Raw genomic sequence first — 19,414 nt, forward strand, 5'->3', positions numbered from 1 at the left:
ATGAAATTGTGCAAAATACCCCTCGTTCTTAGAGGGGAAAGAAAATGGACAAATCTCTGCAGCAATTTTTACTGGTTGCACGCTGCCAAAGCATCAGCGCTGCGGCAAGAATGGCAGGGTTAAGCCAGCCAACGGTAACAAGCAATTTAAAGAAGCTGGAAGAGAATCTCGGCGTGACGCTGTTTGAACGTCACCCTAATGGCATGGTATTGACCGAATACGGACGCATCCTCTATCGCCATAGCAACGCGATGCAGCATGAATACAACCAAATGATGCAAAGCATTGATGAACGGAAACAATACCAAGTCGGAAAAATTAAAATGGGTACTGGCGATGCGTGGTGGCCGCTGTTCGTCAAAAAAGCACTCAATGAACATCTGAGCAAGCAGCCATCGGCATCTACGCACGTCGAATTTGGCAACCACTTAGGCTTGATGGATTCATTAATCAGCGAACAGATTGAATTCTTCATCGGCCACGAGATTGTCGGCTTGTCGTCTAAATGTGATGTTACGTTTATTCCGCTATTTCAAACGGTTGATGCCTATTTTGTTTCCCCAAACCACCCACTTCTAGGGAAAACCGTCACCGAAGATATGCTGCACGAATACCCCGCTCTTTCGGTCACTTATGACGCTAAGAAATTCGCTCACGTCATCGATAACCCAATCCCGAAGCAAAATGAACGCGAAAGGCAGCAACTGGATGACAGACCGACTTACGAAGTGGATTCTCTGCTCGCCAGTATTGATGTACTGAAAGAAAGCGTCGCGGTGATGTCTTATACCGGCCACCTCAAACCGTATTTGGAATCCTTTGGCTTACGATGCTTAACCATGGAAAACGAACCAAACCCTGGCACCGTCGGGATTTATCGCCACCGCCGAGAAACCTCTGAATCGCATCTAGATCTGATTGCTGGCATCACTCAGCGCGCTAAATTGCTCAACTAGAAAGTCCAAAAACAGGCGAACTCTTTTCGGTTGATATTGGCGGCTTTGATAAATGACATGTAGATCCGCTTCAGCGCCTTGCGAAAAGGCGCTGAAGTTTTTCATATACCCATCCAAAACCGTTACTAAACGTTGTTTTTTGAGGTCTTGCTGAATATCTAAAATCGATTTCAATGCAATCCCCGCACCGTCCAACGCCCATTGTCGAATCACTTCACCATCATCAGAAAATCGCTTTGGCGTGACCGTGATCGATTGGTGAGACTCTTCATCTTTAAAGTGCCACGTTTTTAATTCTTCATTGCTGCGCACCATGGCTAAGCAGCGATGATCCGCGAGATCTTGTGGACAGTTTGGGACACCTTGCTTCGACAAATAGTCAGGTGATGCGCACAGCACGCGTTGACTCGACGCCAGCCTGCGCGAAATGAGATTGCTGTCCGCTAACTCGCCATAACGAATCACCAAATCGAGCCCCGATTCAGCCAAGTTCGATAAATTGTCATTAAGATAAAGATAAGGCGTCACATCCGGATATTGCTCAGAAAAAGCCGACACCATCGGCGAAATAATTTGTTTGCCAATATCTCGTGGAGCTGAAATTTTCAACGTTCCGCGCACTTGCGAAATACCCGTTTGCAGCAAGTTTTCCGTCTCTTTCACGCTATCAATGATGTTCAGACAAGCTTGATGGTACATTGCCCCTGCGTCCGTGAGTGATACGTGGCGTGTGCTTCGGTTGAGCAGCTTTACGCCATAGCGTTCTTCTATCGCTTGCAGCCTTGCCGTTACCGTCGCCGGAGACAAACCTAACTCCCTTCCCGCCGCTGCCAGACCTTGATGTTTAACGATGCTGACAAACAACGTCATATCCGAAAACTTATCCACCTTCACGCCCTTATTATTTGGAAAAACTGAATAATCAATTCAGATATAACCCAATTATCAAATTAAGTCGAATCCATATACTGACCCTATCGACATTGTTTAGACCCAGAACGTTATGTGACAGGGCAAAGTTAAACGCCGTAACGCTGTTCAACGCACAACAACACGCCCTACCCAGCCAAGAGATAGGAAACAAAAAATGAAACTGTACATTTATGAACATTGCCCCTTTAGCGCCCGCGTCCGTTTTGTCGCAGGCATGCTGAATATTCAGCTCGACGTCATCAACATTGCTTATGACGACGAGAGCACCACCACAAACATCATCGACGCAAAACAAGTTCCTCTTTTGATCAAAGACGATGGTGAAGCGATGGCGGAAAGCTTAGACATCATCAACTACTTCCTTGAATTGGCATCTTCAAATGAAAGCAGCCAACCCTCAGCACCGGTTTTAGACTGGCAAAAACAAGCGTTTTTACCGCTACAAAAAGTCGGATATCCGCGTTGGTCAAACATGACGTTACCGGAATTTGCAACAGAAACCGCTAAACAAGCATGGCGTGCAAAAAAAGAAACCGAAGCGTTAAATTTTGAAGCCTTGATTAACGATACACCTGCGATTGCGAAAGAAGTCGCCGCTTTGATAGAACAAACTAAACCCTTGCTCAACCTAAGTTCAGAAAAGCAAACGTCACTGGTTGATCAAGCCATTATGTTCTCCATTCTACGCGGCTTTTTCAGTGCGCCCGAAGTGCAATGGGATCCAGCCGTACTTCATTGGATGGCAACCGCTCGTAAAGCGACCAACGTGCCAGTACTTATCTAAGGAGCGCATCATGAAACAAAGAACAAATAAGCTGTTTGAACCAGCTCAACTGAAAGCGTTGTCACTACAAAACCGTATTGTCATGGCACCAATGACTCGCGCACGCACCACTCAGCCGGGCAACATCCCGAATGAGATGATGGCAACGTATTATCAACAGCGCGCTTCTGCCGGACTGATCATTTCCGAAGCCACGCAAATTTCGGACGATTCTCAAGGCTATTCGTTCACCCCTGGCGTTTACACCGATGCGCAAGTGGCGGGCTGGCAAGGTGTGACCCAAGCGGTCAAATCACAAGGCGCAGCGATGTTTTGTCAGCTATGGCATGTGGGCAGAGTGTCTCACCCAACATTCCAAAATGGTGAACAGCCTATCGCGCCATCTGCGCTCGCTCCGGTAGAGACGCAAGTTTGGATTGCAGATGAACAAGGCAACGGCAATATGGTCGATTGTGTTGAGCCTCGCGCCATGACACAAGCAGATATCAACCGAGTTGTCGGTGATTTCGCGAACGCAGCCAAACGCGCCATTGAATCGGGTTTTGATGGTGTAGAAATCCACGGCGGGAATGGGTATCTGATCGATCAGTTCTTAAGAACCAACTCAAACCATCGAACAGACAACTACGGCGGTTCACGAGAAAATCGTATCCGTTTTCTTATCGAAGTAGTGGAGGCAGTTATCGCCGCTGTTGGTGCGCATCGAGTTGGAGTGAGATTGGCACCATTTATTACGTTTAAAGATATGGACTGCCCAGATATCGTGCCAACAATCTTGGAAGCATCAAAACAACTGCAGGATCGTGACATCGCCTACTTGCACTTGTCCGAGGCTGATTGGGCCGATGCACCAACGATTCCAGAGACGTTCCGAATCGAACTTAGAAAGCGCTTTCGCAACGCTATCATTGTCGCAGGTCGCTACGATCCTCAACGAGCAAACGAAGTATTAGAGAAAGGCTACGCGGATCTTGTCGCATTCGGACGGCCATTCGTAGCAAACCCAGACTTAGTCTCTCGCTTGCAACATCACCATCCGTTGGCAGAACTCGATGGCTCAACGTTGTTTGGCGGAAACGAACGAGGCTACACCGATTACCCTGCTCTGCAACAGGAATGCGCAGAACAGGCCTAACAAAAAAGCCCCAACCTAGCAGCTACGGTTGGGGCTGTCACCAAACTAAAATTGGTTTTAGCTAGCTTAATCTGGCTAAGAGTTAAATCACTTCTAATGCGCCGCAGCGCCAAGGTTCGATAACGACTTTGATGTGGTCATTTGGCGTCATTAACTGTCTAAACGCGTCTTCGACACCGTCGATTCCCACTTTGGCGGTGAGCATTTTCTGCCAAGGCAACTTGTGTTCGGCAATCGCTTGTAGGCATTGCTCAAACTCGTGCGGTTGGTAGTAGTAAGAGAATCTCAAGTCGAGCTCTTTTACCGTCGCGTACGCGTAGTTAATGATTGCGGGTGTCGTATGGATACCCGAGATGACGATTCGCGCTCGGGCAGGGGCGCGGCGCATAAAATCGTCAATCAAGGTATGCTTGCCCACACACTCATAAATGACCAGACGTGAGTTCATCGCGTACTGCTCACCAACGGCGATCTCGTCTTCCTTGGTCGGGTTGATCAATCGATTTGCGCCAAACTCGCTGGCAAGTTGCAGCTTTTCTTCCTGAAGATCGACCGCAAGAATATTGCTGACGCCACGTTGTTTCAGTGCAGCAATCACCGCCAGCCCTATAGGACCGCAACCGACAACCAGCGCTGTTTCTTCCGTCTCGATTTCACTGCGATTGACCGCGTGCAAACCGACCGCCAGTGGTTCAGTCAGTGCCGCCGCCTCAGATGGCATTCCGTCTGGCACAGGTAGCAATAACGCTTCATCAAGCAGGAAGTACTCAGAGTAAGCGCCATAAGTACCCGGAGTAACACCAACGCCCGCGCCATTTTGGCTGAGCAACATCGGCACTGAGGTGACTCGGCTACCAACGGACAACGTTTGCTGCGTATCGGCACCGTATTCGATAATTTCCGCACAGAACTCATGCCCCAACATCACTTGAGCGTGCTCACCGGCTTCATCAGGCATCAACCCGAGCTGGTGGAATACATCAAATACCTCATCCGCGTGTCGAGTAATGTGAAGGTCGGAGCCACAAATGCCACAGGCAAGGCTGCGAACCAACACTTGTCCCGCTGCAGGTTTAGGGATTTCGACTTGCTTCAGGCGGACACTACCATCTTGCATTACGATACTGTTCATCTGTTGCATGGGGTTACTCCGCTAGCTCATCGCTTAGGCCAGCAATCGCACCCGGTTTGATGTAACGCGCGGTAAAGCCTTGTGCTTTCGCTGTTGCAATAACAACTTGCTCAATCCAACCTGCATCCATGATGTTGATGAAGTTACCTTCTTCGTCAAAGTTAATGTTGGCACCTTGGATCACCATAAATCCGTCGGCACCGCCTGAGCTTTCAGGGCAGTGGAAGGTATGAATTGAACCGCCCGGCTCATATAAGTAGCTGCCAGCGGTTTGGACTTGGTCCGGATACTCGATGTAGTGCCAAGCGCCACTCAGGGTATAGAAATGCACCACACCAGTGTGGTAGTGCTTAGGCAGAGTGATACCCGGTTTGAATTTGGCGCGAACCACCCAAGTCCCGTTTTCTGGATCAAGAAACAACGGGTAAACATCCACACCCGGTAACGCGTCTTCGATGATCGACTCTTCATTAGTATTAAGAGTTAATAAGAAATCTTGGTGCTGAATAACTTCTGGTAATGACATAACTTACATCCTCGCTATTGCTGTAATGTGGCGTACTCGCCTATCCCATAAGTGGGTACTTAAAATTCTCGAAACCGTCAGATGCGCTGATGGTACAACCGTTGATACAGTTGGCTTTCTCGCTGACCAGAAACGCCACCACATCAGCAATCTCTTCTGGTTGTGTGAAGTTTTGACGCATCTGTTCTTTGCGGATGTGGTCCCACAGGCCAATCTCTTCGTATTGCCTTAACATCGGAGTATCAACGCGTCCCGGAGCGACAGCGCAAACACGAATACCCAATGGTGCGAGTTCTAATGCGGCGCATTTGGTCATCATATCGACTGCGGCTTTACTGACGTTGTAGGTAAAGGTCATCTCAGACGCCATTCGTGCGTAAACAGAAGAAGTATTGAGGATCACGCCCGGCGTGCCTTGCGCTTGGAATTGTCTTCCAGAGGCAAGAATGCCGTAGTAAACGCCATTTTGGTTGACCTTAGAGATCGGCTCAAAATCGGCAATTGGGTCGTGGTCAAGCAGAGGTTTCGGTGCACCGATGCCCGCGTTGTTGACCATGATGTCAAGCGAGCCAAACTGTTCGACCGCGCACTTCACCATAGCTTCAACTTGTTGGTAATCGGTGACGTCCGCGACAAAGGTTCCCAACTGCTTTGGGTCAAAACTTGTGTACATTTGCAGTGATTGTTCTGAAATATCGACAGCAAGCACTTTGGCTCCTTGCTCTCTCAGCTTTGCAATGATGGCTTGGCCAATTCCACCAGCTGCCCCAGTCACAATGGCCGTTTTATTGATAAGTTCCATACAGCTTCTCATCCATGCTTTGTTGTTATCGAAATGTAACTTAGATCAACTCACTGGCACTCACTTGACCTTTTACGAAGTAAATTTGATATATTGCGATTTACAACCTGTTAACATTTTAAAATCGAGACATGTATATCGTACGAAGTGGCGCTGCTGATAAATTTGATAGCTTGGTTTCAGAATTAGGTCAGAATCCGCAAGAGATAATGGCCGCTGTTGGCCTGTCTGCGGCGCAGTTTCGCAATCCCGATACGTATCTCGCCTACCCTAGGCTGGCTGAATTGCTGGAGGAAGCGGCTGCTCGTTGTCAGCAACCGCTGTTTGGCGTGTTGCTCTCCGAGCGTCAAAACCTACAGAGCTTGGGAGACTTGCCAATGCTGGTTTCCCGGGCGCAAACGGTCGGTGAAGCCTTGGCGCGGGTGAATGATTTTCTCTATCTGCATTCGTCAGGGGTCACTCTCAACATGACGCCACAAGATGATTGGGTACGGTTGTCGCTCAATATTGATGTGCACAGCGAACGAGGTATCGCGCAGTTGATGCAGCTCAGTGTGTCGCATCTGGCGATGTTTATTGCCAGTCTGCTTGATATTGAAGCAAGTCACTTCGCGCTACATTTGACTCAACACGCAACATTGGAAGTAGAAAAAAGCAAGTTTGCCCAGCAGAACAAACTGCGTTTCGGTGATAAGTTTGACGGTATCCTACTTAAAGCGACTCTGCTTAACGCTAAGAACCACCAAGATGAAGACGCACTAGAGCGCCATTTTCAACAGCACCTCAAAGAGCTGCAAACCCGTTACCCCAACAATCTCAGTGACCAAGCAGCAAACATGATTGGCCGTCTGCTCTCAACCGGAGAATGCAGCGTTGAGCGCGTTGCAAGAGCATTGGATCTGCATCCGAGAATGCTGCAAAACAAGCTGAAACAACAGGGCACAAATTATCGGCAGCTTTTACAACAAGTGCGTCAGGATTTCGCCGAACAGCGATTGCATGAGAATATTCAGAGTATTACCGATATCGCGTTGCAACTGGGCTATGCAGAAACTGCGGTCTTCAGCCGCCACTTTCGTCGCTGGACGGGAAAATCGCCAAGGCAATGGCGACAAGAAAAAACTCAGTTACAAACGTTTAAGCCCATCAGATAAAAGCATAAATAACCTATCGCTCAAACTAAAAAGTGTGAGGTGGGAGGGTTGGTATCGAGAATTTCAGCAATCACAGATAACCCGTGTTTGATGTAGCCTCGGTTTGTTTCTGCTCCCAAACTGATTCGCACGTAAGGCATTGGCTGATTAGTATCGAGAACAAACGGTTTGTATCCCGTGATCTGCACCCCTGAACGCTTAGCCGAAGCAACCAGGTCATCGCTATTCCACTGCTCGGGTAGTCTCAACCAAATATGCTGTCCATTCGGGTGCGAGCTATAAACATGCCCTTCTAAAGCGGCTTTTGCTATTCGCTGTCGCTTAGCAAACTCATTGACTTGAAAGCGAATAAGTCGATTTAACGTACCGTTTTCGATCCACAAATGAGCGACTTCAAATGGTAATGGAGTCGCAGACCAACTCGTAGCCGCTAAACGACCAATCGCGTGCTGCAGAAAATGACGTGGGACCGTCAGATAGCCAGTGCGCATGCCTGGCGCTACAACTTTGGTTAAACTGGTGACATAGAAAGCTTGTTCGGGTAACAATGTGGCAAGGGGTGGGACACGGTTAGGTTCTAGTGCTCCATACACGTCATCTTCAATGACATAGATGTCGTATTGCTGCGCAATATTCGCTATCGCCTCTCGGCGTGCAACATCCATATGCGCACTAGTCGGGTTAGCCATGCTCGGTGTGCAACACAATACCTTGATTGGTTTGTGTTTACATGCCCATTCAAATGCATCCGGCGTTATACCAAACTCATCCATTTCAAGTGGTTGCAACTTAAATCCAAGCATTCTCGAGCGAGAGATCAAGCCATGATCAACCAAGTGACCACAAGCAACTAAATCACCGTGTTCAACAACTGTGCTTAAAGCCAACGTTAAACCATGGCATGCACCATTTGTGAGTAATATTTGATCGGCACCCACATCCAGCCCTTGGCTACTTAGAAATCGTACTCCTGACTCAATATGATGAGGCTGACCTGTTACCGGCTTTGCTTTACTGATCAAACCACGATTGTTTGTTTGCCCAGTAATCTCCATTAACGCCTGATTAAAAAGCGTAATGTGGCGATCGGTCACCACTGGATGTGCAATCGACATATCAATTTCATCCGGCGTTTCTTTCATCTCTTGTGTCAGCATGAACTCCGTGTCCGTACTTTCATCCACAAAACCTGATTTGACAAAAGTACCATTCCCAACCCAAGACTCGATCGCCCCTTTTTTCTCTGCATAACCATATGCATGGCTCACCGTTTGTACGCTGACGCCAATTTGCTCTGCAAACTCACGATGTGTGGGTAATCGAGTTCCCGGTTTTAGATAACCACTGCGGACACATTCGACAAGATAGTTACCAATGGAGATGTATTTAGCGGTGCCTGGCCGAATGATCGGGTTCAAAGAAATTGTCATGACACAATATTTTAATTGATTCATTTTTAATGCTCATTGTAACTTCCATTTAACAAATGGCGAACTTTAACTCACAAAACGAGGTGAAATGCACAAAAATAAACCACAATTGTAATGATTGACATGAAATGTATGGGTTAAACAAACATGTTAAACAGCATCGTTCAATCCAAATACAACCCCAGAGGTAAATTGCAATCATTTTTAACGCAGATCTGGCTAGCTGGTAGAAGGTAGAAATACCTCAGCGTCTCCGAAGGCCCATAAGGCGTCGGATTTCTAACAAGGAGAAAATATGAGAGGCGTTGCTTTGCATTTTACACTGGATGAGTTCCAGGATCGGTTAACGAAAGTTCGGCAATCGATGGAAGAAAGAGAATTGGATGTCCTTATCATTCATGACCCTTCTAACATGGCGTGGCTGACAGGCTATGATGGGTGGTCTTTTTACGTGCCACAATGTGTCGTTGTTGGTCCATCTGATGAGCCAGTTTGGTTTGGACGCTGCCAAGATGCCAACGGAGCATACAGGACTGCGTATATGTCGGCAGAAAACATTACCTACTATCCAGACCATTATGTAATGAACCCGCCGTTACACCCGATGGATTTCCTAGTCGAAGCCGTACTGGCTCCGCGCCTTTGGGATCGTGGTCGTATCGGCGTAGAAAAAGATAACTATTACTTTAGCGCCACCGCTTACGAATCACTCACTACGCACCTACCGAATGCTCAACTTCTCGATGCAACCGGACTAGTCAACTGGTGCCGCGCCGTTAAATCCGATCAAGAACTGGCGTACATGTACCGTGCCGCTCGCATTGTTGAAAATATGCACCGCGTCGCGTTCGACATGATTGAACCAGGATTACCGAAACACCACCTTGTTGCCGAGATTAACCGCCAAGCCGTGCTCGGGCATGAAGACCACTTTGGCGATTACACCGCGATTGTGCCGCTTTTGCCATCAGGTTCTGATGCTTCCGCACCTCACCTGACTTGGGATGACAGACCCTTCAAGAAAGGCGAAGGGACGTTTTTTGAAATCGCAGGGGCGCACCGCCGTTACCATTGCCCACTCTCACGCACTATTTTTCTTGGCGAGCCTGACGACAAGTTTAAACGAGCCGACGAAGCCCTAACTCTAGGACTTGAAGCGGGCTTGAAAGTGGCAAAGCCCGGAAATACCTGCGCCGACATCGCCAATGCACTAAACCAGGTTCTCGATAAAGCGGGATTCTCACGCGAAGGCGCCCGTTGTGGCTATCCAATAGGTTTGAGCTACCCGCCAGATTGGGGGGAACGAACCATGAGTTTGCGAGACACCGATAAAACCATCTTGAGAGAAGGTATGACATTCCATTTAATGCCGGGGCTGTGGTTCAAAGATTGGGGGTTAGAAACAACGGAAAGTATCGTCATTACCCATGATGGAGCAAAAACATTGTGTGATTTTCCACGCCACTTATTTGTTAAACACTAATTTTTCAAACCTTAAGCTCTGTTGAGCCAGGTCTGAGAACTAAAAGGACTTGATATGCAAAAAAGCTCGATCACAGCCACCATAGACTTTGACCGAGAAGGTGTACAGCACGGCTTTTTAACGCTGCCCTATTCACATGACGACTCCGCTTGGGGCAGTATTATGATACCTATCACCGTGATCAAAAATGGTCACGGACCAACCGCACTGCTTACTGGCGGTAATCACGGAGACGAATACGAAGGCATCACCAGCCTGCTAAAATTGACGAACTCGCTTCAGGCAGATCAAATCCAAGGTCGTGTCATTATTGTACCCATGATGAACTTACCTGCGGTACAAAATGCCTCACGTACGTCGTTTATCGATAAAGGGAATTTAAATCGCAGCTTTCCCGGCAACCCCATAGGCACAGTGACCGAGAAAATTGCGGATTATTTTACTCGTTACCTAGTTCCTAAGTGCGATTTTGCGTTAGACATTCACTCAGGTGGTAAAACGTTAGATATCGTGCCGTTCGCCGCTGCCCATCGTCTCGACAATCTCGATCAAGAAGAAGCCTGCATATTAGGTGCAAAACTGTTTGGCGCACCTTACACCATGATCTTGCTCGAAATGGACGCCACCAGCCTGTATGACACTGCCGTGGAGTCTCAGGGAAAAATCTTTGTTACCACCGAACTAAGAGGAGGCGGAACCAGCACTCCAGAAACCATCGCTTATTCCGACCGTGGCATTCGCAACTTCTTACGCTTCTCAGGCAACTTGCCCGGTGACTACGAACAACCAACCCAACCAACTAAGTTATTAGATATGCCTGATGCAAGTTGTTATGTGCAAAGCCAGCACCACGGCATCACAGAATACTTATTTGATCTTGGCGATACCGTCAAAAAGGGAGATGTATTAGTGAGAATCTTCTCGACCGAGCGCACAGGTACCGCCCCCGTTGAGTACAAGTCACAGCGCAATGGTATTTTCGCGGCACGTCGTTTTCCTGCTATGGTGAATATCGGTGACACTATCGCAGTTATAGCCGAAGACTGCGGCGAGATAGGCTGATTGAAAAGCCAACTAAAGAAATCAAAACAAATGGCATACCAGAAGCAAACTGGAAAGCACCTTATAACAGCGACCAGTCATCAGCCTTTATGAAATGATTAGTATTCAACAGGGAGACTCATAATGCGCCTCGATCGCTACGACGTAAAAATTCTACAAATACTTCATGATAATGGTCGTATCACCAAATCTCACCTTGCCGAGGCCATCAACCTATCCGTGAGCCCTTGCTGGGAGCGCGTCAAAAAACTGGAAGAAGCAGGCATCATTGAAGGTTACGGAGCAAAAGTAAATACCGATATTTTGTTCAAACGAACGTCGGTTATGGTTGAAGTTACGCTCAAAGAACACAACGCCCAAGCGTTCAAACGCTTCGAGCAACTGGTTCAACATTCACCAGAAGTCACTGATTGCTATGCCACGGGCGGTGGTATCGATTACATCCTTAAAATTCAGTCAGAAGATATCGACCAATATCAGCGGCTTATCGACAACTGGTTAGACTCAGATGTGGGCATTGAGCGCTACTTTACTTACATTGTGACAAAAACAATCAAACGTGATGCGGGCACATTCGAAGTAAACCAAAACGCTTTGTTATAAAAGGGAAAATGCGTATCAGGCATGAACAGAAAAAACACCATATTTAACGGCACTAAAAAGAAAGTTCTGACGTTTTAAACCTCGGTATCAGAAATTATTTCGGTCACTTCTCCATTACAGTTTCATTATGGACAACGATGCTGGGAGAAGGACTCATGGCAGCACTGCACAGCTTACACGCTGAAGAATTAAAAGCCTCGCACGACATGATGGCGATAATGAAAGACGTACGTTTGGTGAGAGGTTTAGCGTACGTGAATGGCAAATGGGTAAGTGGTGATCAATTTCATCCGGTGGATAATCCAGCAGATGGCACGGTCATCGGTTACATCACTAAGCTATCTCAGCAACAACTCTATCAAGCGATTGATGAAGCCGACCAAGCCTTTCGTCAATGGCGAAAAATGCAAGCAGAAGAGCGCGCTGAAATTCTCATGCGTTGGCACGACCTGATTCTAGAATCAAAGCAAGACCTTGCTCATTTGATGGTGATGGAGCAAGGAAAAACACTAGGTGATGCTGTAGGTGAGATTGACTACGGCGCATCCTTTGTTCGTTGGTTTGCCGAAGAAGCACGCCGCTGTTATGGCGAAACCATCCCAAGTCATATTCCGAATGCGCAGCTATCAACGGTGCGCGAGCCAATTGGTGTCGCAGCACTGATTACGCCATGGAACTTTCCTAATGCCATGATCACACGCAAAGCCGCAGCCGCACTAGCAATAGGCTGTCCGGTGCTCATTAAGCCAGCCAGTGAAACGCCTTTTTCTGCGTTAGCGTTGGCAGAGTTAGCAGATCGAGCTGGCTTTCCACCTGGTGTGTTTAACGTGATCACTGGCGATGCGGTGATGGTGTCACAAACCTTGTGTCACTCCGATAAAGTCAAAGCGCTCTCGTTCACAGGCTCAACTCGAGTAGGCAAACTATTGCTACGCGACGCGGCACAAACCGTGAAGAAGTGCAGTATGGAACTCGGTGGTAACGCCCCTTTCATCGTGCTGCCAGATATGGATGTCGAGCAAGCAGCCAAAGCCGCCGTGGATGCGAAGTTTCAAACCGCAGGACAAGACTGCTTGGCCGCAAACCGTATTTTCGTCCCTGACGATAAGTACGAAGCGTTTTTGGAAGCGTTTGCCAAAGAAATGAGCCACATCGTTTTGGGCAATGGCTTAGACGAAAAAACCACCATGGGACCACTTATTAATCGCACTGCGGTGGATAAAGCGCATGATTTGGTGCGTGACGCGCTCGACAAAGGCGCGCGATTGGTAGCGGGATACAACCAGCCCGTACCAGGCGAAAACTTCTTCGCGCCGACATTGCTAGCCGATGTAACCCCTGAAATGGCGGTGTATCGCGAAGAGAATTTTTGTCCTGTGGCAGGCGTATTGCCTTACCAAGACTTAGATACCGTGATTGAAATGAGCAACGACACTGAGTACGGCTTAGCTGCCTATGTTTATGGTCACGATATTCACCAAATTTGGCACTGCATGCGCGGTTTGGAGTTTGGCATGGTGAGCGTGAACTCCGTCAAAATGACAGGGCACCCTATCCCATTCGGCGGCGTGAAACAGTCTGGTCTTGGACGAGAAGGAAGCCGTCACGGATTTGAAGAATACAGCGAAATCAAATACTGCTGCTTAGGCGCTTTACCAACCGTCAGTGGCAGTTGAGACACGAAATATGGATATCCAATTATTCGAGGAGAAGGATCATGAGTAACAAAACCCAACAACTTTTAGAGATCGATCGTCAGAGAGTATTTCATGCCTCAACCCACCTGAAGCAGTATGCGGCCGGGGAGCTTCCGGGAAGAATTATCTCGAGCGGAAGCGGAATACGCATCACCGATTCAGAAGGCATCGAGCTGATAGACGGCTTTGCCGGGTTGTATTGTGTAAACATTGGCTATGGCAGGACCGAAATGGCCGATGCGATTTATGAGCAAGCCAAAGAACTGGCGTACTACCACACGTACGTCGGTCATACGAACGAAGCGCTCGTGACACTGTCAGATCGCATCATCAAAATGGCGCCTGAAGGCATGAGCAAAGTTTACTACGGCATGTCAGGCAGCGACGCGAACGAAACTCAACTTAAGTTGGTATGGTATTACAACAATGCTCGTGCTCTACCAGAGAAGAAAAAAATCATTTCGCGTGACCGCGGCTACCATGGTTCAAGTATCGCGTCCGGTTCAATGACAGGTTTGCCGCTGTTCCACGCCCATTTTGATTTACCACTTGAGCGTATCAAACACACCATCGCGCCATATTATTATCGCCGTGAAGACGAGAGTATGTCTGAGCTCGAATTCTCTCAATATTGCGCAGATCAACTCGAAGCGATGATCTTGGAAGAAGGCCCAGAAACGGTAGCAGCAATGATTGCAGAACCAGTGCTCGGTACTGGCGGTATTGTGCCACCACCAGCAGGGTACTGGCAGGCGATTCGCAAAGTGCTCGACAAATACGATGTACTCTTGATTGCGGATGAAGTGGTGTGTGGCTTTGGTCGCCTCGGCTCCGATTTTGGCTCACTGCACTACGACATGAAACCAGATCTCATCACGGTAGCGAAAGGGTTAACCTCAGCGTATCAACCGCTGTCTGGCGTGATCGTCGGTGAACGAGTTTGGAGTGTGCTAGAAAACGGCACCGACCAATGGGGCGCTATCGGACACGGTTATACCTACTCTGGTCACCCAATGGGAGCGGCAGCCGCGAACTGCAACCTCGATATCATTGAACGTGAAGGCTTGGTAAAAAACGCGGCCGAAGTCGGCGCTTACTTGCAGCAACGCATGGCGGAGACGTTTAGCGATCATCCATTGGTCGGTGATACTCGTGGCGTTGGCTTGTTGCATGCGTTGGAGTTTTCTTCAGACAAGCTCCGCCGTGCACACTTTGATCCAAACTTGAAAGTAGGCCCGCAAATCGCGGCGGCCTGTTTAGAGCAAGGCTTAATCGCTCGCGCTATGCCACATGGTGACATCCTTGGTTTTGCTCCACCGCTTATCGCGAATCGTAACGATATAGACACCATTGTCGACAAAGCGCATCAAGCGGTAAACAAAGTGATGGATAACCTCGTCACATCTAAACAGTGGCAACCATAACCCACCTAGATTTCAGTAATGCTCGCGGGCTTTGGAGAAGGCCCGCTTTGCACTTTCCATTAAAGAGATAACAAGCCAACCAAACATTTTAGACCCATAGAAAGCACTATTATTTACTACAAGTGGCAATAGTGGGTAAAATGCCCAAAATTGCGCACTAACTGGATAAAACATGGCAAAACTTACCCTTCAAGAACAAATGCTGAAAGCTGGCTTAGTTAATGAAAAGAAACTAAAGAAAGCGAAGAAAGGCTCTAAAAAATCACGCGTTCAAGCACGCGAAGTAAAAGCGGCGGTTGAAGAGAATAAACGCCAACAGTTAGAGCGTGATAAACAATTGAGCGAGCAACAAAATGCTGAGCGATTAAATAAAGAGATCAAAGCGCAGATCAATCAATTGATTGAGATGAACAAGATCGACTTAAAAGATGGCGACATCAAATACAACTTCACTCACGGTACGCTAGTGAAATCACTTTATGTAGATTCACTTATCCGCGAGCAGTTGATCAAAGGTATTTTGGCAATCGCAATTGTTGGTGAAAGCTATGTTGTCATTCCACGTGGAGTAGCGAATAAAATTACTCAACGTGATGAGTCCGTAATCATCGAACAAAAAGAACCTGAATCGGACATTCCAGCAGAAGACGATCCATACGCAGATTTCGTCGTGCCTGACGATTTGATGTGGTAACAATAAATTAATCGATACATCAACGAAAAGAGCCGCTAATGTAACATCAGCGGCTTTTTTTATAGAAAAATAATCTACAGAGATGATGTTTTGTTATTGCTTACTTAGAAGCAAATTCGCACCTGATGCAGCTAAAAACAACGAACATCCGCGATTGAAACGTTTCGCCATTTTTGGATTTGAAAACCAGTGCCTCAAGTACAAACCAAAGATGGCATAGATTGAAATGGCGACCATTTCTAATATCAAAAACGTGGAGCCAAGGGCAAAAAACTGCTCTTGAACGTTGGCATTGGCATCAACAAATTGCGGCAAGAATGCAGTAAAAATAAGTATCGCTTTCGGGTTGCCAACAGCAAGCGTAAATTCTTGCTTCGCAAGTCCTGCGTAATTGCGCGAATTGTCCAAGTCAGAGATCGGGCTGGACTCTGAACGCCAAAGGTTAAAAGCAATCCACAGTAGATACAGCGCTCCTACCAACTTTATTGCCAAAAATAGCATTTCTGACGTATACAAAATCACAGCCAGACCTGATGCAGACAACGCAATCATCGCTGAAAAAGCAGCAATTCTGCCTAAACTGGCCGTAAACGCGGCCCTAAAGCCGTAACAACGCGCATTATTCATTGCCAATAAATTGTTTGGGCCTGGAGCCATATTTAGAGCGAAGCAAGCAGGAATAAAAAGGAGAAGCTGCCAAATATCCATAATAAAATGGTCTTAGTGAGTGATTTTGATCGGTACCCTAACATCTGTTAATAAAGTGAGTAAACCACAAACCGATCTTAAAGCAACTCAGCATCAAATCGTGCCGTGCGAGCTTGAACTAACGTGCAGTTCGTTTCAGCCATCAGCTCCGCTAGGGTGATGTTTGGGTTTTGTCTCACCAAACGTATCAACTTCACGTCCAAAGGTTCCAATTTGTCTTGGTGAGCAAGTAGAGCTTGTTCGATCTTGTTGATCGCAAATCGCATCGTCTCTGCTTCTTCGTTTTTGAGATACTCTAAAAACGCTTTTACATCCAAAGCCTCGCCTGAGATTTGCCAATGACGAGATCGTCTAATTCGCTTAAGATCGCACTGTTTTTCTGCTGCGAGTGTTTTCGCTCGCTTGGCATGGTCGCCCCCAATACGGTGAATCAAGGATGGGAGCGAAATCGTAATCTTCGTCTCTTTCATGGCCTTTTCTTTCATCGCCTTAGCCCTCAACCACCGACACATTCTCGCCAACCCAAGCCAACAACTGTTTTGCCGCTTTGGATAACACCTGATTTTGACGCACGATGTAGCCGAAATCAGTGTTTGGAAAACTTGGCAAAGGCGTAACTTCTCGAGAAAGCTTTAATCTCGGATCGAGCGAAAAATCCGGCACAATAGCAGTCCCAAACCCCGCTTCCGCCCAGTCGATTTGTGCTTCCACACTGCCCACTTCCATCACGCGATGCTTAGGCAGATTTAGTTCAGGTAAAGACGCATCAATCAGCTCTCGGGTTCGAGTATCGTGCCCTAGCAGGATCAGCGTCTGGCTCTCTTTTCGATTGTCTTGCCACTCAAAAATGTTATCGCCAAACGCACACCAGTGAATTTGCGTGAGAGGCGTAAAATGCAGCGGTTGACTCTCTTTTTGTGCGATAACAAAGCCGATATCGGCACGCGCACTTTTCACCAAATCCACCGCTTGAGAAGATGTGGTATTGAACAATGCCAAGTCGATCCCCGGATATTCACTTTTGAATTGCTGAAATGGTTTGATAAGCAGTAAACGTGAAACAATATCGCTCGCCGCAATAGAAAGCGTCCCCTGCGTAAGATCGTTGATGGCATTGAGATCCGACTGACAAATTTGCAGCTCATTAAGCATCCGCTGCGCCGTAGCTAACAAACGCTTCCCCGCTTGCGTCAACTGCACGGGATTTCGCTCAATCAATTTCGTGCGCGTGGCTTGCTCCAACTGCTTGATATGCAAACTTACGTTCGGCTGCGTCATGTGCAGTTCCGTCGCTGTTTTACCAAAGTGTTTTACCTCTGCAAGAGTTACGAAGGTTCGCAGCCAGTTCAAATCTAACATTGCCAATTCCGATATGAAATTCTTATCAAGTTAATGAGTATAATTAATTTCTCTTATTATGGCGAACACCTTAAGATTTTTGCATCTGTTTTTGGAGATTAAATTATGTCGTCTATCGTTGTTGTGGGTGCAAACTGGGGTGATGAAGGCAAAGGCCGCATCGTTGACTTTTTGGCAGAGCAAGCTTCTGCGAGCATTCGTTTCCAAGGTGGTAACAACGCGGGTCACACCGTGGTTAACGACCTAGGTACGTTCAAGCTGCACCAGCTACCAAGTGGCGTTTTCAACCCAGACTGTTTGGCAGTATTAGGTCCGGGTATGGTTATCAGCCCTGCGTTGCTGTCTCAGGAGATTGCGGAAGTTGAAGAAGCGGGCGTAAAAGTGAATATGTGCATCTCTGATCGCGCAACACTGTGTCTACCTCTACACGCACTAGAAGATACGCTAGAAGAACAGCGTTTAGGCGACAAAGCATACGGTTCAACTCGTCAAGGTATTGCACCTGCTTACGGTGACCGCGTAATGAAGAAAGGCATCCTTGTTGGTTGGTTGAAGCAACCAGAAGTATTGGTTGAACGCCTTCAATTCATGATGGATTGGAAACTGCCGCAACTGCGTGCGCTTTACCCGACGTTCGAGTTTGAACAAACCGCTGAAGAACTGGCGAACTGGCTGCTAGAAGTCTCTGCACCTTGGCGCAATTCAATTTGCAACGTAACGCTTCCTCTAAAAGAACTACAAGCGAAAGACAAAACTCTATTGTTCGAAGCGCAGCTTGGCGCGGGTCGTGACCTTGTTTACGGTGAGTACCCTTGGACAACATCTTCTAACGTTGTATCAATGTACGCGGGTATCGGTAGTGGCCTTCCGGCACTTCGTCCTGAACGCGTTATTGCGGTTGCAAAAGCCTTCAGCTCATCAGTGGGTACTGGTACGTTGATCACTGCAATGGAAGAGCAAGACGCTTTCCGCGAACTTGCTGGCGAGTTCGGTGCAACTACGGGTCGTCCACGCGACATGGGCTACTTCGACGCAGTCGCTACGAAAAATGGCGTTGAACTGCAAGCCGCAACTGAAATTGCACTAACGAAAGTAGACTGTTTGACTGGCCTTAACGATCTGAAAATCTGTGTTGGCTACGAAGGCGACCACAGCGAAAACCCAATCTGGCCTCAAACTGCCTCTCTTGCGCCAATCTACGAGAAGATGGAAAGCTGGAGCGAGGACATCACAGGTTGTCGTAAGTTTGAAGAGCTTCCAGTAGCAGCACAGAAATACGTTCTACGCATTGAGGAACTCATGGGCGTACCAGTAAAAATGGTGTCTGTGGGTCCTGGTCGTGAACAAATGATTATGCGATAAGATGTGAATTAACACATCATTGGCAAGCGGCTTTTATCTGTTCCGGGGTAAAGCCGCTTTTTTTTACACTGTAAACTTTGGAAAATTACACGGCTAAATTCATATTTAGTAACCTCATCACGAGACTCCTACCGCCTTTATTTATAAATCAATAAATTATAGGGCTTAAC

19 protein-coding genes are annotated in these 19,414 nt (G+C 47.5%); 11 read left to right on the forward strand and 8 right to left on the reverse strand.

Annotated features, from left to right (window positions below; genetic code table 11):
- Positions 1-44 precede the first annotated feature (44 nt).
- Entirely contained in the window at positions 45-956 is a 912-nt protein-coding gene (locus tag R8N28_RS03365; RefSeq protein ID WP_053307204.1) for a LysR family transcriptional regulator, read from the forward strand.
- Here R8N28_RS03365 and R8N28_RS03370 read toward each other — a convergent pair.
- A complete protein-coding gene (locus R8N28_RS03370) occupies positions 909-1,844 on the reverse strand; it encodes a LysR family transcriptional regulator (protein ID WP_053304585.1) in 936 nt (311 codons plus the stop codon). The genes R8N28_RS03365 and R8N28_RS03370 overlap by 48 nt on opposite strands.
- A 199-nt stretch (positions 1,845-2,043) precedes the next feature.
- On the opposite strand from R8N28_RS03370, the gene grxB reads away from it, so the two are divergent.
- On the forward strand, positions 2,044-2,673 hold the full coding sequence (gene grxB / locus R8N28_RS03375) for a glutaredoxin 2 (RefSeq protein ID WP_065275161.1): 630 nt from the start codon (positions 2,044-2,046) through the stop codon (positions 2,671-2,673).
- A gap of 10 nt (positions 2,674-2,683) precedes the next feature.
- Positions 2,684-3,808, forward strand: a complete 1,125-nt coding sequence (locus R8N28_RS03380) for an alkene reductase (RefSeq protein ID WP_065275160.1) — start codon at positions 2,684-2,686, stop codon at positions 3,806-3,808.
- An 82-nt stretch (positions 3,809-3,890) separates the two neighbouring features.
- Here the strand turns inward: R8N28_RS03380 and R8N28_RS03385 are convergent, their stop codons facing one another.
- From R8N28_RS03385 to R8N28_RS03395, 3 genes are read right to left on the reverse strand one after another with little or no spacing between them, the layout of a single operon-like run.
- Entirely contained in the window at positions 3,891-4,949 is a 1,059-nt protein-coding gene (locus tag R8N28_RS03385) for a zinc-binding dehydrogenase (RefSeq protein WP_065275159.1), read from the reverse strand.
- A gap of 4 nt (positions 4,950-4,953) precedes the next feature.
- Positions 4,954-5,466 carry a 2,4'-dihydroxyacetophenone dioxygenase family protein gene (locus R8N28_RS03390; protein ID WP_023585584.1) on the reverse strand — a complete coding sequence of 171 codons (513 nt, stop codon included), beginning with the start codon at positions 5,464-5,466 and terminating at the stop codon, positions 4,954-4,956.
- 40 nt (positions 5,467-5,506) lie between these two features.
- Positions 5,507-6,268 carry an SDR family NAD(P)-dependent oxidoreductase gene (locus tag R8N28_RS03395; RefSeq protein WP_064354539.1) on the reverse strand — a complete coding sequence of 254 codons (762 nt, stop codon included), beginning with the start codon at positions 6,266-6,268 and terminating at the stop codon, positions 5,507-5,509.
- Between the two features lie 131 nt (positions 6,269-6,399).
- Here R8N28_RS03395 and R8N28_RS03400 point away from each other — a divergent pair, with 131 nt between their 5' ends.
- Positions 6,400-7,422: a helix-turn-helix domain-containing protein gene (locus tag R8N28_RS03400; RefSeq protein ID WP_065275158.1), complete on the forward strand. Its 1,023-nt coding sequence runs from the start codon at positions 6,400-6,402 to the stop codon at positions 7,420-7,422.
- Between the two features lie 20 nt (positions 7,423-7,442).
- Here the strand turns inward: R8N28_RS03400 and R8N28_RS03405 are convergent, their stop codons facing one another.
- Positions 7,443-8,876: a PLP-dependent aminotransferase family protein gene (locus R8N28_RS03405; protein WP_082240180.1), complete on the reverse strand. Its 1,434-nt coding sequence runs from the start codon at positions 8,874-8,876 to the stop codon at positions 7,443-7,445.
- A gap of 271 nt (positions 8,877-9,147) precedes the next feature.
- On the opposite strand from R8N28_RS03405, the gene doeA reads away from it, so the two are divergent.
- The 6 genes from doeA (at position 9,148) to R8N28_RS03435 (ending at position 15,815) form a co-directional block, all read left to right on the forward strand.
- A complete protein-coding gene (gene doeA, locus R8N28_RS03410) occupies positions 9,148-10,335 on the forward strand; it encodes an ectoine hydrolase DoeA (RefSeq protein ID WP_065275157.1) in 1,188 nt (395 codons plus the stop codon).
- 54 nt (positions 10,336-10,389) lie between these two features.
- Positions 10,390-11,397, forward strand: coding sequence for a N(2)-acetyl-L-2,4-diaminobutanoate deacetylase DoeB (doeB, locus tag R8N28_RS03415; RefSeq protein ID WP_005373782.1), 1,008 nt, complete (start codon positions 10,390-10,392; stop codon positions 11,395-11,397).
- Positions 11,398-11,520: 123 nt separating this feature from the next.
- On the forward strand, positions 11,521-12,000 hold the full coding sequence (locus tag R8N28_RS03420; RefSeq protein ID WP_005387046.1) for an Lrp/AsnC family transcriptional regulator: 480 nt from the start codon (positions 11,521-11,523) through the stop codon (positions 11,998-12,000).
- 155 nt (positions 12,001-12,155) lie between these two features.
- Entirely contained in the window at positions 12,156-13,676 is a 1,521-nt protein-coding gene (locus tag R8N28_RS03425) for an NAD-dependent succinate-semialdehyde dehydrogenase (RefSeq protein ID WP_065275156.1), read from the forward strand.
- Between the two features lie 41 nt (positions 13,677-13,717).
- Positions 13,718-15,121, forward strand: coding sequence for an aspartate aminotransferase family protein (locus R8N28_RS03430; protein ID WP_065275155.1), 1,404 nt, complete (start codon positions 13,718-13,720; stop codon positions 15,119-15,121).
- A gap of 172 nt (positions 15,122-15,293) precedes the next feature.
- Entirely contained in the window at positions 15,294-15,815 is a 522-nt protein-coding gene (locus R8N28_RS03435) for a DUF2058 domain-containing protein (protein WP_054574550.1), read from the forward strand.
- 93 nt (positions 15,816-15,908) lie between these two features.
- Here the strand turns inward: R8N28_RS03435 and R8N28_RS03440 are convergent, their stop codons facing one another.
- The 3 genes from R8N28_RS03440 to R8N28_RS03450 form a co-directional block, all read right to left on the reverse strand.
- On the reverse strand, positions 15,909-16,523 hold the full coding sequence (locus tag R8N28_RS03440; RefSeq protein WP_065275154.1) for a LysE family translocator: 615 nt from the start codon (positions 16,521-16,523) through the stop codon (positions 15,909-15,911).
- Between the two features lie 77 nt (positions 16,524-16,600).
- Complete coding sequence (locus tag R8N28_RS03445; protein ID WP_318183319.1) at positions 16,601-16,993, reverse strand: ribosome recycling factor family protein; 393 nt, start codon at positions 16,991-16,993, stop codon at positions 16,601-16,603.
- A gap of 19 nt (positions 16,994-17,012) precedes the next feature.
- Complete coding sequence (locus R8N28_RS03450; RefSeq protein WP_005373812.1) at positions 17,013-17,882, reverse strand: LysR family transcriptional regulator; 870 nt, start codon at positions 17,880-17,882, stop codon at positions 17,013-17,015.
- Positions 17,883-17,987: 105 nt separating this feature from the next.
- Here R8N28_RS03450 and R8N28_RS03455 point away from each other — a divergent pair, with 105 nt between their 5' ends.
- Positions 17,988-19,244 (forward strand): adenylosuccinate synthase, encoded by a 1,257-nt coding sequence (locus tag R8N28_RS03455; protein ID WP_054574549.1) that lies wholly within the window; start codon positions 17,988-17,990, stop codon positions 19,242-19,244.
- The last annotated feature ends 170 nt before the right edge of the window (positions 19,245-19,414 follow it).

This window comes from Vibrio sp. Vb1554, from assembly GCF_033344235.1.

What these genes read in the sequence shown, in the direction of transcription:
- R8N28_RS03400 (WP_065275158.1), top strand. Translation starts at nt 6,400, where the DNA reads ATGTATATCGTACGAAGTGGCGCTGCTGATAAATTTGATAGCTTGGTT.
- R8N28_RS03390 (WP_023585584.1), bottom strand. Translation starts at nt 5,466, where the DNA reads ATGTCATTACCAGAAGTTATTCAGCACCAAGATTTCTTATTAACTCTT.
- R8N28_RS03380 (WP_065275160.1), top strand. Translation starts at nt 2,684, where the DNA reads ATGAAACAAAGAACAAATAAGCTGTTTGAACCAGCTCAACTGAAAGCG.
- R8N28_RS03450 (WP_005373812.1), bottom strand. Translation starts at nt 17,882, where the DNA reads ATGTTAGATTTGAACTGGCTGCGAACCTTCGTAACTCTTGCAGAGGTA.
- R8N28_RS03435 (WP_054574550.1), top strand. Translation starts at nt 15,294, where the DNA reads ATGGCAAAACTTACCCTTCAAGAACAAATGCTGAAAGCTGGCTTAGTT.
- grxB (WP_065275161.1), top strand. Translation starts at nt 2,044, where the DNA reads ATGAAACTGTACATTTATGAACATTGCCCCTTTAGCGCCCGCGTCCGT.
- R8N28_RS03420 (WP_005387046.1), top strand. Translation starts at nt 11,521, where the DNA reads ATGCGCCTCGATCGCTACGACGTAAAAATTCTACAAATACTTCATGAT.
- R8N28_RS03405 (WP_082240180.1), bottom strand. Translation starts at nt 8,876, where the DNA reads ATGAATCAATTAAAATATTGTGTCATGACAATTTCTTTGAACCCGATC.
- doeA (WP_065275157.1), top strand. Translation starts at nt 9,148, where the DNA reads ATGAGAGGCGTTGCTTTGCATTTTACACTGGATGAGTTCCAGGATCGG.
- R8N28_RS03365 (WP_053307204.1), top strand. Translation starts at nt 45, where the DNA reads ATGGACAAATCTCTGCAGCAATTTTTACTGGTTGCACGCTGCCAAAGC.
- doeB (WP_005373782.1), top strand. Translation starts at nt 10,390, where the DNA reads ATGCAAAAAAGCTCGATCACAGCCACCATAGACTTTGACCGAGAAGGT.
- R8N28_RS03430 (WP_065275155.1), top strand. Translation starts at nt 13,718, where the DNA reads ATGAGTAACAAAACCCAACAACTTTTAGAGATCGATCGTCAGAGAGTA.
- R8N28_RS03385 (WP_065275159.1), bottom strand. Translation starts at nt 4,949, where the DNA reads ATGCAACAGATGAACAGTATCGTAATGCAAGATGGTAGTGTCCGCCTG.
- R8N28_RS03455 (WP_054574549.1), top strand. Translation starts at nt 17,988, where the DNA reads ATGTCGTCTATCGTTGTTGTGGGTGCAAACTGGGGTGATGAAGGCAAA.
- R8N28_RS03395 (WP_064354539.1), bottom strand. Translation starts at nt 6,268, where the DNA reads ATGGAACTTATCAATAAAACGGCCATTGTGACTGGGGCAGCTGGTGGA.
- R8N28_RS03425 (WP_065275156.1), top strand. Translation starts at nt 12,156, where the DNA reads ATGGCAGCACTGCACAGCTTACACGCTGAAGAATTAAAAGCCTCGCAC.
- R8N28_RS03440 (WP_065275154.1), bottom strand. Translation starts at nt 16,523, where the DNA reads ATGGATATTTGGCAGCTTCTCCTTTTTATTCCTGCTTGCTTCGCTCTA.
- R8N28_RS03445 (WP_318183319.1), bottom strand. Translation starts at nt 16,993, where the DNA reads ATGAAAGAGACGAAGATTACGATTTCGCTCCCATCCTTGATTCACCGT.